Raw genomic sequence first — 12,088 nt, forward strand, 5'->3', positions numbered from 1 at the left:
GACGGGCCGAACCGGGACTTCTACCTCAAGAAGCGCGGCGAGGGCTGCAAACACGTCCAAGCAGTCATCGCCCTGGCACGCCGACGCGCCAGCGTCCTGTGGGCTCTCCTGCGCGACAACCGGGCGTTCACCTCCGCCCCGCCGGTCACGCAAGCGGCTTGATTTAGTCATTGAGACTCCAGGGGCGGCCAGGACGATCGATCCCGTTGCATCGTGCACGGAACCTCGCGGCAGGACTACCCACGCCTCATGCGCCCAAGGCCTGGGTTCACCCGAACGAGAAACGGCCCGCCAGGAAGCCCGTCTCTGCCCGTTCGATGCCTTCTGAGTAGTCGCGGCAGCTGACGAGTGTGCGGTTCATGCTCCTCAGGCCGCTTGCCATGCAGCGGCGGGCTGCACGTCAGCGGACGGCGATGGTGCACACGCAGGTCACGACGAGGGCCACGGCCATCCCGGCCGCCGTCAGTGGCGCGGTCAGCGCCGGGTGCCGGTGGACGGTGTAGCCGACGGCGCCCGCCAGGAGCAGCGTCACCAGGACCAAGACCAGGAGCAGTAGTACGGCCAGGGCGATCGAGGACATGGGGGTCTTCCTTTCGTCGGGCGGGGAAGTTGGCCGGTATCGGCTCTGTGATCGACCTTCGCGCCTAGGCTCGGTGTCCCCTCCTGGGAGCAGGTGGTTTCCCGGTGGGGAAGATTTCCGTGGGCCTCGGGGGAGCTGGAGCAGTCATGTCTGAGAGCGATGGCCGAAGCGGGGCCGGTTCCGGCGTGGAGGGCGCCGGGGAGCCGGGTTCCGTGGCGGCGGCGCGGGCGCTGGGTGAGCAGTTGCGGCTGCTGCGGGAGAACGCGGGGTTGTCCCAGCGGGCGATGGTCGCCCTGCACGGGGGGAGCATCACCTCGGTCTCGCGGTACGAGAACGGGGACCGCCTGCCGCGCAGTGCCTACGTGGAGGCGCTGCTGGAGGAGGCGGACCGGCGCGGGCGGGCCCCGCTCACCACCGCCGTACGTGAGCTGGTGACGGCCCTGTACGAGCGGGCCCTGGGCCCGGTGGGCGGGCGCAACAGCGAGCGGGCCGCGCTCTACGAACAGGAGCGGGCACTGCGGGAGGTTCAGGACCGGGAGGCTGAGACCGCCCGGCTGCTGGCCGAACTGGCCGAGCCGGCCGACCAGAGTCAGGACCCGCAGGCCGGCGCCGAACCCGGGGACGGGGCGGACGGGGTGGACGCGCGGGCGGCGCAGCTGGAGCGGCTCAGCGGCCACCTGGCCGTACAGCGGCAGCGGATCCTCGGCGAGATCGACCACCTCCTGGCCCGGCTCCCCGGCGAGGGCTCCGCCGAACTCGTGCCCCACCGTCCCCACCGTGGGATACGGCCGTTCCCGAGACTGTTTCCGGCACGGGCCGCGAGGCTGTTTCCCCCTGGAGACACCGTCTCCCGCTGGCGGGTCTGGCCGCGGTCTTGTTCGCGGTGGCCGCGATCGTCTGGGGCGCGGTACTGCTCCAGCGGGAGAATCCGGCGGCGGGAGAGAGCCCGATAGCCGATGCCGGCCCACAGCCCGCGAGCTCAGCATCGTCCCCGGTCGGGGCGGCGTTCGCGTCCCCGTCGCCGTCGCCGTCGCCGTCGCCGAACCCGTCACCGAGCCCCACGCCTTCTCCCACCCCGTCCGCCCCGCTCTCCTCCACCTCTCCCTCTCCGAGCCCCACCCCGTCCCCAGCGAGTGAACCCCCCGCCCCAACGGTGCCCGCTGCCGTACCCGTCCGATGGCGCGGGACGCTGACCCTGGACGACGGGAGCAAAACCGGGATCCCGACGACGGGCTGGTTCCTGGATCCCGTCCCGCCCCAGCGGGCACCACTGGGGGATCTCGGACTGTCCTGCCAACTCAGCTGCGATCCAGGACGCTACGTCGGCAACACGATCGTCGCCTTCAACGGTCCCGGGACACCCGACCGGCACAAGTGCGTCGACCTCCTGAACACCCAGCTCGGACAACGCACCGCGGACGTCCCCGCGGGCCGCTCCGCCTGCTTCGGAACCGAAGCCGGCCGGGTCGGGTACTTCACACCCGGCCCAGGAAACGGCGGCCAGGTCAGACTTCAAGTGACCGTGTGGGAACTGCCCACTTGACCCGTATGGCCTTGTTGGTTGGTCAGTGGCGGGAGCGTTTGTCACTCTAGGGGTGGCACGATGCCGTGGTGTCCGACTCTCTCCATGAACCGTGGCTGCACGGCATCGCCTTGAACCCGGCGGCCCCCTCCGACGTACTGATACGCCTGCTGGATCGACCGGCCGGTGATGAGGCCGGGCGGCTGATGTGCGAGGGCCGCGACCTGCCCGACGCCGTCATCGATGCGGCCCTGCGGCACCCGGCCAGGGGGATCCGCCGCGCGCTCGCCGGCAACCGGCACGTCGACCCCGCACGACTCGCCCCCTTGGCAACCGACCCGTCGGGGATCGTCCGCGCCGCCCTCGCCGGCGGCCCCCGCCCGCGCCCCAGATGGGTCCGACCGCTGCCGGACGACATCCTCGTCACCTTCCTGACCGCCCAGGACGGGGGCGAGGACGGCATGCTCACCGAGCACGAGATCACCCAGGAGCTCAGCGCCTCACGACAGACCCCTCTGTCCTTCTACCGAGCCATGGCCGGGCACGAGCACCCCGAGCTCCGCGTACGCGCCACCTGGAGGTGGCAGTCGCTCACCCCTGCGCAGCGGGAGGCCCTGCTCCACGACCCCGACCCCGCTGTACGGGAAGCGGCGCAGGGAAGCATCTGGGAGCTGGACCCGGAAGCTGTGGAGGCCAAGCTGCCGTCCTTCGGCTCGCACGGCAAGCGGTTCGTGCTCGGCACGTGCGCCCTGTCCCCCGGCCTCGTCGAGCAGTGCTTCGCGGACGACACGGTGCACCCCCTGACCTGGAACCGCCACACCCCGGCCTACGCCGTCGCCCGGCTCGCCCGCCACCCCGAGGCAAAGGTCCGCGAGATGGTCGCCGCCCGGCCCGACCTGGGACCGGACCTGGTCACCGAGCTGAGGGAGGACCCGGACGAGGACGTACGGATGCGCGCACGCCTCCACCCCTTCCCCCGCACTTGGGCCGAGTACTGGGCGATCCGCCGGGTCATCGGGCACGGTCCGGACTGCACCTGTCCGATCACCGAGGCTGACACCGAGCCTGACACCGAGCCGTCCCCCGCGTGGTTCGCCGCCTGCGCGGCATCCGAGGAACCAGTGCTGCGCCGAGTTGCGGCGAGCTGGCCCGGCCTGCCCGAAGAACTCGTCGAGACACTCGCGCAGGACGACGACGAGGAGGTACGGATCCGGCTGGCCTGCCACCACCCGCTGGCTCCGCCAAACCTCCTCCTGGACGTCTTCGCCAGCCGCCCGGTCCACCGTCCGCACCTACTGACCCTGCCCGCGTTCCCCCGCACCGGTCGGACCCACCTCATCGGCCACCCGGATCCCGAGGTACGCGCCCTGGCCGCATGCGATCCCACCCTGCCCGAACCGCCCGTGGAAGACCCCGACGAGTCGGTGTGCCGGGCAGCCGCCTCCAACCCGAGCCTGACAGCAGAGGTCCTGGAGTCCCTCCTCGCCGACCCCCGCACCGCGGAGGGCGCCGCCTCCAACCCGTCCCTCCCCGTTCCGCGCATGCACGCACTCCTCGACCGCTGCCTGAACGACGCGACGACCCCGCCAACATCCGCCGGATGCCGGATGCCGAGAGACGACTCCCACGTAGCGACCACAGGTAGGGCACGTGCTCCTCCCCGAAGCCCGGATGGCGCTACTTGGCCACGTCGTGGCCCGCCGGCCGGGAGAGTCGGAGGTGTACGCCGAGACCGCCGATCTCCACGAGCGGTTCTGTCCCGACAGCCCCGGCTGGGGTCATCCACCACTTGAGGACGACGTACGCACCACCAACGAGGGCTGGGGACTGGTCGACGCTGGGTCGGTGACCACGCGAACAACTGCTCCAACGGCAACGTGATCGACCACTCCGGCAGGTGACAAGCGTCCTGCTCGCAACGCAGGTGGGACGGGCGAGGGTTCCGGTCGGGGATACCCCCGGCCGGGCTGCACCCACCGGGGCTCGCCATCGAACCCAACATGGTCCTCCTCGAGCTCGGATGGGGCGAGGACGTCGACAACAGGGTCCGGAAGGCCGTCGAGGCACGCGCCGGCGCGGAACTGCTGGACGAGGAGGCCGATAAGGCCGCCGACGTCGTGCTCCTGCGGTGGCGCGGCCACGACGGAGACCTCGTCGACGCCTTGATCGACGCCATCGGTTCCCTCGCCGAGGACGGCATCATCTGGGTCCTCACCCCCAAATCGGGGCGGGACGGCTACGTGGAGCCCAGTGACATCGCCGAAGCCGTGCCAACCGCCGGCCTCGCCCAAACAACCTCCACGCTGCTCGCCATGATGGATGACGACTTCATCGGGACTCGGACGCCGGTCCGCACGATTCTTGATCCAGGCGAGGCGTTGAGCGTGAGGAAGTCCTCGCCCAGGTGTCAGCGCGCGGCCCGGTCCGCAGCTTCTCGGGTGATGTCGGCGTAGAGGCGGAAGAGGGTTGGGCGGGCTTCGCCGCCTTCTCGTTCGTGCAGGGCCGCCCAGCACCGGGCGACGAGCTCCCGGGCCTGGGTGCCGGGCCAGGGCTGGGGCAGGAGCTGAGGCGGCAACAGCGGGTCGGGCTCCATGGCGCGGGTCAGTTCGGCGGCGAGCTCGACCGCGATGGTGAGGAGCGCGGGCGCGGGGAGTCCGGCAGGACCGGTGAGCCGGGCGAGGCGGGGCCGGGCGATGCGGCTGAGGCGGTGGTAGCGGTCGGCGATCTCCTGCAGGGACCACAGGCTGCGTGCGAGTTCGGCAGGCTCTTGGGTGTCGCCCTTGCGCAGGTCGGTCGTGGTGAGGAGGGTGAGCGCGCCAGTGGCGCCGAGGCGCTGGGCCGCTTCTTCGACGTACGGTTCCCAGGCGTTGGCGCAGACGTACAGTCCGCCCTGGAGCGGGGCGCCGCCGAGGTGGACGAGCGTCTCACGCAGGGCGTCCCGGGCCGTGCGCGCCGATTCGGGCACCGCGAAGGCGGCCAGGTGCCAGACACCGTCCCAGGGAGCGAGCCCGGCGTCTTGCTGGAACGCGTGCCGGAGGAAGTCCGCGTGGGGAGCCAGGTCACGCGTGGTGTCCGCGGTCGCGTGCAGCTGCGCCTTGCGGCCACGGCCCTCGTGGGTGAAGCGGCCCTCGGCCACGAGGCGTTTGACGCACAGCCGCACCTGCTGGTCGCTCATGCCCAGGGTGTTGGCGACGGTGTAGAGCTCGTCCGCGCCGACGGTGCCGTCCGCGCGGATCAGCGCGTGGACGAGCATGCGGGTGGGGACCTCGACGTGGTCCGCCTCGGTGCTCACAGTTCTCGCGCCCCTCTCGTTCCGACGGCGCGACGCATGGTGGTCACCGCGCCGAACCCCAGCAGCCCGCGCAGGTAGGGCGTGCGCTCGGTCCGCACGGCCGTGAAGCCGCGCCGCTCGTACAGGGCCCTGGCGCGCGGATTGGTGTCGATCACATCCAGTCTGATCTCCCGGCACTGTTGCTCCGCCGCGACGGCGGCCACTTCCTCGATGAGCAGGCTACCGACGCCACGCCCGCGCATGCCCGGGTCCACGGCGATGCCGTCCATGACGAGCTGTCCGGGGGCCGGGTGGCGTTCGAACAGGGCGAGGAGCAGGAGCCTGTGCAGCCCCCGCACGTGTCCGTACGCGCCCAGCACGGCGGAGGCCGATCCCCCGGTGAGGGCACGGCCGCCGAGCTGGTAGCCGGCGAGGCCGACGAGCTGCCCGTCGAGGAGCGCGCACACCGCGCGATCAGCGTTCAGGTGGGCGGCGATGAAGGGCACCGCCTTGTCCGGCGGGTTCAGCGCGGGGCCGAATTTACGGCCGAAGGCGTCCCAGTACATCTCGGCCGCCCGCCGCTCGGCGCCGGCCGGAAGACCCCGCCGGACCGTCACCGGTCCAGTACCGGTGTTCGGCGTGTCCCTACCGCTGTCCGTCGTGTCCCGTCCCATCCCGTGCCCTTCCTTCTCACTGCAACCCGAAACTCAAAACTATCATCCTTACTACGATCGTGCTGGTACTGATAGTTTCAGGTTGGCTCACCGAACAGAGGCGGTCAAATCCCATGCATCCAAAGATCCAGCCGCCCCGACGGCGCGGGCTCCGCATGGCCGTGTGGTCACTCGTCACGGCCCTGGTCGTGGCCGCCGGTCTCGCCGGCGTGGTGCTGTGGCAGCACTCCTACGCCATGGACGAGCAGCGGGTATCGATCCGCCACGGCGGCCACACCCTCAACGGAGTGCTGACCACCCCCAAGGGCAGCCGCGAGCCCCACGGCCTGGTCGTGTACGTCCACGGCGACGGCCCCGTCGACGCCACCCATGACGACGGGTACAAGCCCCTGTGGGAAGCGACCGCCAAGGCCGGCTACGCCTCCCTGTCCTGGGACAAGCCCGGCGTCGCGGGCGCGCCCGGAAACTGGCTCAGCCAGTCCATGGACGACCGGGCCGACGAGGCAGCCGCCGCCATCGCCTGGGCGCGCGCCCGCCCGGACATCGACGGCGACCGGATCGGGCTCTGGGGCGCCAGCCAGGCGGGCTGGGTCCTGCCGAAGGTCGCCGCCAAGACGCCCGTGAGCTTCGTCATCGCCGTCTCGCCCGCGATCAACTGGCTCCGGCAGGGCCGCTACAACCTCCTCGCCGAGCTGCGCGCCGACGGCGCCTCGGCAGACCGCACCAACGCGGCGATCGCCAAGAGCGACACCACCCGACGGCTACTGGAACGCCACGCGACCTTCGAGGAGTACGTCCAGGCGATGGGCGGCGACGCGGACGGCATGACCGCCGACCGCTGGGGCTTCATCTCCAAGAACCACACCGCGGACGCCACGCACGACCTCCGCGCCCTGCGCGGCGTACCGGTGCTGCTGGCCCTCGCGGGTCATGACATCAACGTAGACACCGCCGACACGGAGCACATCTACCGCGAGGTACTGGACGCGGGCGGTGCGTTGACGTCCAAGAACCACCCGGACGCGACCCATTCATTGCTCAAGCAGTCCATCGAGCAGTCGGACCTCAAGCTCACGCTCACCGCGCTCTTCTCGCCCCGCTCGCTCTTCGCGGACGGATTCCTGGACGGCCAACGTCAGTTCCTCAAGGATCTCGACCGAGGCGGCCACGCCATTCCGTGACAGACCGCCAAGATCGGCCACAACAGCGTCCCGTCGAGTGGCGGGCCGAAGGGGAAGGGGAAGGGGGACGGGTGGTACGGCGAGGAGCGAGCCGAGCAGCTACTCGGCCGTCGGCTCGACGTAGGTGTTGTCGAACCAATCGAGGAACTCGCGGACCGTGCCGATCTTGGCGACTCGGAGATGCAGGGCCTTCTGGTCGTGTCCGGCCAGGAACCAGCCGCCGGCGACCGGTTCGCCACAGTCGCAGCCGCACAGGCGCTTGTCATGCGGGGAGTCGAAGTAGGTGATCGGGTTGCGGGTCGACTCCACGGGAGGCTTCCCGCCGACGTAAGCGTCGTAGACCGCGTCGCCCGGCTTGAGGAACCTGCCCTCCATCGCCTTGCGCCCTCCGGCCACCGGAACCAGCCCGTCGATCTGGATGGCCATACGCACCTCACCCTCGCAGGAAAGCAGCGCGTACTGTTCCTTCTCCGCCCGCTCGCCCAGGACCCAGCAGCCCCGGTTGGCGCGGAACAGAGCTTCGTCGCCCATGTTCGGGTCCCATCCGACGTGTTCCCGGCCCAGCTGGTCCTCCTGCGGGTTGACGTAGCGCATGCGGCCGAGCGTGATGTGGATCATGATCCGCCCCCAATAGATGGATACCCAGGGCTACTTGCCCTGTCGACCATCAACACCCTGGCAGAGGATGCCGATACCTTCAAGCCCCGGGATGCCAGGCCTTCGACTATGCCAGTGCACCGGATCGGTGAGGCGATACCTAATGGGCGGTCGGCTTGGGTGTGCCCTTGATGGGGAGCGTGCCGAGGCCGATGACCCAGTCTCCGTCCTTCTCGTTCATCAGGACGTACATGCTGAACGGCTTCCCGGTGCCGTCGGTGCCGGTGATGCCTACGCTCGCCAGGGTCGGCTCGAACTCCTTGCTCACGTCGATACCCGAGATCTTGAGGCCGCGGCCGCCGTTCTCCGCTATCAGCTTGTCGGCTTCCTCTTTCACCCCGGTCTCGCCTGGCGCAAGATGATTCAGGTCGATGAGCCCCTGAGGGTCCCGGGCGTTGAGCGCGGCGATGTACTTCTCCGCGCTCTGCTTCTCACTCCTGCCGCCCTTGTCATCAGAAGAACAGGCGGCAAGTGCTGCGCACAGGACAGGCACCGCCAGCAGCACGAGGGCCCTCTTCATGGCTTCCACCCTTCGGGTCAGGTGCGGTGGGCGTACCACGATGAGCCGGGGTACTTGGCTCGAAGGTAACTGAGGGGAGCGTCGACGGAGTTGGGGGGGTGGTTTGGGGCCCTAGTCTTCGGAGCCGGGCAGTGGCTCGTCGTCTGGGCCCGGCTCGTTGATGGGGCCGGGGTCCTCAAGCTGCGTGGGCACCGCGGGGCCCGAGCCGTTGTCGGGCGTCTGATCGTCCGCGAGCTTCCACGCGCCGTCCACGGCACGCTTGAACGTGAGCGTGTGAGGGAGGACGTACGAGGTGTGCGTGATCGCGTCCCCCTCCTGGACGTCGGGGAAGTACAGGCGGGTTTCCTCCTCGACCTCCAGCGTCGCGGTATCGCCGCTGACCGTGCCCTTGCCGGGAATGACGGTCACTTCGGCGTGGCTGAACCCGCTCCAGCGCTCTTCCAGCGCCCGAGCGTTGTCCTGCAGAGCGGCGATCTCGCCTCCGAGTTCGTCGGCCGCCTGCGCGGTCAACGCAAGAGGTGCCGCGGCGCGCAGGCCCTGGGATCGCGAGAGGGTGACGGCGTCGGCTCGGCGCTGGAGGTAGGCGTCGGCGATCTGCGCCAGGTGCCCCTTCTCTGCGGCCGGCAACTCAGTCGCCGCCGCCTGCGAGACGGGCAGGGCCATGCCGAGCAAGAGCGAGGCCAGCATCAATGTCACGGCGCCGGCAGCGCGTACGGAAACTCTGGTTCTACGCAAAAGGTCCCCCCGGGTTGCGTCGAATGATCCATCAGAGTTATACGGCCACTCCTATCTGCCCCATGAACCATTTCGATCATCCGTCCGGTAACCGTGCCGGATGTGGCCGATTGCGCGTGTGCGATCTCTCGGGTTCGGGACAGTGGCTCGAGAGGGCGGTGCGACTTTATGTCAGTGCACGTTTCTCCTTCCAGGGGTGCGACTGCCTCTCGCGCGGAGGCCGGGTCTGGGGGTGGCGGACTACAGGCCCCGGATGGTCAGGGGCGGTCGGCGCCACGTCAGTGCGAATGCCATGCCTGCTGGGAGCAGGGCGGTCACGAGGAGCAGCGCGGGGAGGGAGTCGGCGGGGTGGAGGATCCAGGCCCAGTAGTCGGGTTGGCCGTTGCGGGCCCAGCCCGTGGCGGCGCAGACGAGGGGGATGCAGGCGAGTGCCGAAGTGGACAGGTGTTGGCCGAGGAGGGGCATGAGGAGGAGGGCGAGTGCGGTGTAGCCGGCGAGGTTGCGGCCCAGGACGGTGGTGAGGCCGTCCGCGTCGGCGAGGCGGCTGACCACTGCGGTGCTCAGTCCGAGGAGGCCGATCGCCCCGGCGAGTGCGGTGTCCCAGACGCGCAGGGGTCGGCTTGCGACCGTCTCGGTGGCGAGGTCGCCTCGGCCGGTGCCGTAGAGAAGGACGATCGCCGGTGCCAGGGTGATCAGGTGACCGATGAGGAAATCGCCTGATGCTCCGGTCAGCGCGGGTACGGGGAGCTGGGCGTCGCCGATGAGGAGGCCGAGGGCGATCGTGGCGATGAGGGTGGCCAGGAGGGCGGGGACCGCGCGGGCCTTGCACCACCAGATCACTGGCTGTTCCCGGCAGCGAGGGCGATCGGGGGCTTGTCGATGCAGTTGGCCATGGCGGCGGTGTTGCGCTGGTACCAGTCGAGCTGGACGTTCTTCGGCTGGCTGAGGACCTTCTCGGTGACGAAGGCGACGTCGCGCGGGTCGAAGCGGCCCTCGATGAAGCGGGTTTCGCCGGTGGCCGTGGCATAGAGCCAGGCCGCGACGGGGCCCTGGGCAGCACCGGCGGGGTAGGCGTCTCCGTTGAGGGCGCAGGCGGGAGGCTGAGGCAGGAACCCGGAGATCACACCGGCCGCGAGGTCGCTGGGGGTGGGCCGGGTGGGGATGCCGAGCTTGCTCTCTCCTGGGCCGGGTTCGGCCGCCATGGTGAGGGTGGGGGCGATGGTGAGACCGGCCTTGGCCAGGCGGTCGGTCGCGGCCCGGGCCCCGGTCGCGATCACGTCGGCTTGGGGTTTCAGTTCCGGCCACAGGCACACCTTGGGGGCGCCGTTGTCGCAGGCCAGTTCGGCGGTTGGGCGGGCGACGACGGGGTCGTAGTCGATGTCCCGGGCCAGGTAGCCCGCGATGCCGGCGCCCGAAACTGCGAGGGCTACGGCTGCCGCGGCTGCCGGGAGGGTGTCTTCGAAGTGGATCACGACCAGGGCGGCGCAGCTGGTGGCGAGGGCGAAGACGGCGCCGCTCCACAGGGCGCGGGGGTCGACGACCTGGTCAACGGCGCAGCAGCTGTCGAGGCTGGCGGCGACGAGGTGCCGGATCCAGCGGATGTCCCAGGACGCGGGATAGGCGTTGGCGATGAAGGCCGCGATCAGTGCGAGGGGCGCCGCGAGCACGCCGGGCAGGAATCGGCCCAGGACGGCGCCGGCGAGCGTGTTCGCGATGAGGATGGCGGTGGAGACGGCGAGGATGCCCAGGTCCGGGATGCCGAGGCCGAGGTCGGCGGCGGCCGCTGCGGTGGCGAACGCGATGAGGAGGGCGAGCAGGCCCATGACGACGACCGGGGCGAGGGCGGGGAAGGTGATGGCGAGCGGGGAGCGGACCGGACCCTGGTCGAAGACCCTTCCCCGGTGGAGGCGGGCGCCTTCCCATGCCCCGGCGGCCGCGCACGCGGCGGCGATGAAGGGCTGGGCGAACGTGGCGGTGCCGGTGGCGGAGGGCCAGTACTGCGGCGTCACCCAGGTGGTGAGGTCGTCGCCCAGGGCTGTGACCACGAAGAGGGCGAGCAGGGGCAGGAGCCAGGTGGCCGAGGAGGACCGGATGATGGTGCGCAGCAGCATCTCAGACCTCCTTGCCTACGAGGCGGGCGTAGGCGCTCTCCGCGTGTGCGCGGGGTGGTTCCCCGTGGTCGGCGAGCTCGTGGAACTGGGCGGTCGTGCCCTGGAAGCGGACGGTTCCCTCGTCCAGGACGACGACTTGGCTGTAGAGGTCGAAGAGGTCTTCGGTCTGGTGGGTGGAGACCAGGACCTGGACGTCCCCGGTGAGTTCCTCGACGAGTCGGCGGAACACGGACCTCTGCTGCGGGTCGAGGCCGGCGGTCGGCTCGTCCATGAGGATCAGTTCGCTGCGGTGCGTAAGGGCGCCCGCGATGCCCATGCGGCGGAGCTGGCCCCCGGAGACCTGGTGGCTCTTGCGGTCGGCGAGCTTGCCCAGCAGCACCCGGTCAAGAGCACGCTCGGACGCCTGCCAGGCGTCACCGCGGGACATTCCCTTGAGCCAGCCCGCGTAGGCGACCTGCTCCCGGACGGTGAGGCCGGGCATCGGCGTCACCCGCTGGGGAATCCAGGCGACCTGGCGGCGGAAGGCTGCCCTCTCGCGGCGCTTCGCGGGATCGAGGTCCTTGAAGGACAGTCTGCCCGCATGGGGATGCAGCTGCGATGAGGCCAGCGCCATGAGCGTCGACTTGCCGGCACCGTTGGGTCCCAGGAGGACCGTCGCGGGACTGTCCAGATGAAGGTCGAACCCGTCGAACACGTCGTTCCTCCGGCTGTACCGGAAGGTTACGCCGTCGAATACCAGAGCCATGAGGTTGCGCAATCCGCCGCCTGATCTACGGGCAGCTGGTAGTGGTCCACTGGAGGAGCGTGTGCCGCCTCAAGGGCCCGGTGGAATACGAG

General features: G+C 70.2%; 14 protein-coding genes and 1 pseudogene. 6 read left to right on the top strand and 9 right to left on the bottom strand.

Translation table 11 applies throughout. From position 1 onward, the window contains the following. Positions 1–162 (top strand): annotated as a pseudogene (locus MTF69_RS07815) (IS110 family transposase); the annotation flags it as partial. 238 nt (positions 163–400) lie between these two features. On the opposite strand, the gene MTF69_RS07820 reads toward MTF69_RS07815, so the two are convergent. Next, on the bottom strand, positions 401–580 hold the full coding sequence (locus tag MTF69_RS07820; protein ID WP_243331957.1) for a hypothetical protein: 180 nt from the start codon (positions 578–580) through the stop codon (positions 401–403). Positions 581–726: 146 nt separating this feature from the next. Here MTF69_RS07820 and MTF69_RS07825 point away from each other — a divergent pair, with 146 nt between their 5' ends. The 4 genes from MTF69_RS07825 to MTF69_RS07840 all read left to right on the top strand — a co-directional run bounded on the left by MTF69_RS07825 (position 727) and on the right by MTF69_RS07840 (position 4,555). Continuing rightward, positions 727–1,533 (top strand): helix-turn-helix domain-containing protein, encoded by an 807-nt coding sequence (locus tag MTF69_RS07825; RefSeq protein WP_243331959.1) that lies wholly within the window; start codon positions 727–729, stop codon positions 1,531–1,533. Between the two features lie 200 nt (positions 1,534–1,733). Further along, positions 1,734–2,123 (top strand): hypothetical protein, encoded by a 390-nt coding sequence (locus MTF69_RS07830; protein WP_243331960.1) that lies wholly within the window; start codon positions 1,734–1,736, stop codon positions 2,121–2,123. Between the two features lie 68 nt (positions 2,124–2,191). Then, entirely contained in the window at positions 2,192–3,895 is a 1,704-nt protein-coding gene (locus MTF69_RS07835) for a hypothetical protein (protein ID WP_243331961.1), read from the top strand. Positions 3,896–4,090: 195 nt separating this feature from the next. Further along, the gene (locus tag MTF69_RS07840; RefSeq protein WP_374322578.1) at positions 4,091–4,555 is read left to right on the top strand and encodes a DUF3052 domain-containing protein; all 465 of its coding nucleotides are present in this window, start codon (positions 4,091–4,093) and stop codon (positions 4,553–4,555) included. Here the strand turns inward: MTF69_RS07840 and MTF69_RS07845 are convergent. Both MTF69_RS07845 and MTF69_RS07850 read right to left on the bottom strand, forming a co-directional pair. Further along, a complete protein-coding gene (locus MTF69_RS07845; RefSeq protein WP_243332615.1) occupies positions 4,510–5,355 on the bottom strand; it encodes a PaaX family transcriptional regulator C-terminal domain-containing protein in 846 nt (281 codons plus the stop codon). The two genes, MTF69_RS07840 and MTF69_RS07845, sit on opposite strands and share 46 nt — an antisense overlap. A 35-nt stretch (positions 5,356–5,390) precedes the next feature. Continuing rightward, the gene (locus MTF69_RS07850) at positions 5,391–6,047 is read right to left on the bottom strand and encodes a GNAT family N-acetyltransferase (RefSeq protein ID WP_243331963.1); all 657 of its coding nucleotides are present in this window, start codon (positions 6,045–6,047) and stop codon (positions 5,391–5,393) included. 113 nt (positions 6,048–6,160) lie between these two features. Between MTF69_RS07850 and MTF69_RS07855 the strand changes: the two genes are divergently transcribed. Then, positions 6,161–7,228: a S9 family peptidase gene (locus tag MTF69_RS07855; protein ID WP_243331964.1), complete on the top strand. Its 1,068-nt coding sequence runs from the start codon at positions 6,161–6,163 to the stop codon at positions 7,226–7,228. Positions 7,229–7,327: 99 nt separating this feature from the next. On the opposite strand, the gene MTF69_RS07860 is transcribed toward MTF69_RS07855, so the two are convergent. From MTF69_RS07860 to MTF69_RS07885, 6 genes are all read right to left on the bottom strand, one after another. Then, positions 7,328–7,846 (bottom strand): hypothetical protein, encoded by a 519-nt coding sequence (locus tag MTF69_RS07860; protein ID WP_243331965.1) that lies wholly within the window; start codon positions 7,844–7,846, stop codon positions 7,328–7,330. A 139-nt stretch (positions 7,847–7,985) separates the two neighbouring features. Beyond that, complete coding sequence (locus MTF69_RS07865; RefSeq protein ID WP_243331967.1) at positions 7,986–8,390, bottom strand: hypothetical protein; 405 nt, start codon at positions 8,388–8,390, stop codon at positions 7,986–7,988. Positions 8,391–8,516: 126 nt separating this feature from the next. After that, the gene (locus MTF69_RS07870; RefSeq protein WP_243331970.1) at positions 8,517–9,092 is read right to left on the bottom strand and encodes a hypothetical protein; all 576 of its coding nucleotides are present in this window, start codon (positions 9,090–9,092) and stop codon (positions 8,517–8,519) included. A 288-nt stretch (positions 9,093–9,380) separates the two neighbouring features. Next, complete coding sequence (locus MTF69_RS07875; RefSeq protein WP_243331971.1) at positions 9,381–9,980, bottom strand: hypothetical protein; 600 nt, start codon at positions 9,978–9,980, stop codon at positions 9,381–9,383. Continuing rightward, positions 9,977–11,251, bottom strand: a complete 1,275-nt coding sequence (locus MTF69_RS07880; protein ID WP_243331973.1) for a hypothetical protein — start codon at positions 11,249–11,251, stop codon at positions 9,977–9,979. Before MTF69_RS07880 ends, MTF69_RS07875 begins: the two co-directional genes overlap by 4 nt. A gap of 1 nt (position 11,252) precedes the next feature. Next, on the bottom strand, positions 11,253–11,996 hold the full coding sequence (locus tag MTF69_RS07885; RefSeq protein WP_243331975.1) for an ATP-binding cassette domain-containing protein: 744 nt from the start codon (positions 11,994–11,996) through the stop codon (positions 11,253–11,255). Between the last annotated feature and the right edge of the window lie 92 nt (positions 11,997–12,088).

It is taken from the genome of Streptomyces sp. AP-93, from assembly GCF_022808175.1.
GTDB lineage: Bacteria > Actinomycetota > Actinomycetes > Streptomycetales > Streptomycetaceae > Streptomyces.

Excerpts from the sequence above, each read along its gene's own strand:
- MTF69_RS07820 (WP_243331957.1), bottom strand. The coding sequence starts at position 580 with ATGTCCTCGATCGCCCTGGCCGTACTACTGCTCCTGGTCTTGGTCCTG.
- MTF69_RS07845 (WP_243332615.1), bottom strand. The coding sequence starts at position 5,355 with ATGCTCGTCCACGCGCTGATCCGCGCGGACGGCACCGTCGGCGCGGAC.
- MTF69_RS07870 (WP_243331970.1), bottom strand. The coding sequence starts at position 9,092 with ATGCTGGCCTCGCTCTTGCTCGGCATGGCCCTGCCCGTCTCGCAGGCG.
- MTF69_RS07860 (WP_243331965.1), bottom strand. The coding sequence starts at position 7,846 with ATGATCCACATCACGCTCGGCCGCATGCGCTACGTCAACCCGCAGGAG.
- MTF69_RS07855 (WP_243331964.1), top strand. The coding sequence starts at position 6,161 with ATGCATCCAAAGATCCAGCCGCCCCGACGGCGCGGGCTCCGCATGGCC.
- MTF69_RS07850 (WP_243331963.1), bottom strand. The coding sequence starts at position 6,047 with ATGGGACGGGACACGACGGACAGCGGTAGGGACACGCCGAACACCGGT.
- MTF69_RS07880 (WP_243331973.1), bottom strand. The coding sequence starts at position 11,251 with ATGCTGCTGCGCACCATCATCCGGTCCTCCTCGGCCACCTGGCTCCTG.
- MTF69_RS07885 (WP_243331975.1), bottom strand. The coding sequence starts at position 11,996 with ATGGCTCTGGTATTCGACGGCGTAACCTTCCGGTACAGCCGGAGGAAC.
- MTF69_RS07825 (WP_243331959.1), top strand. The coding sequence starts at position 727 with ATGTCTGAGAGCGATGGCCGAAGCGGGGCCGGTTCCGGCGTGGAGGGC.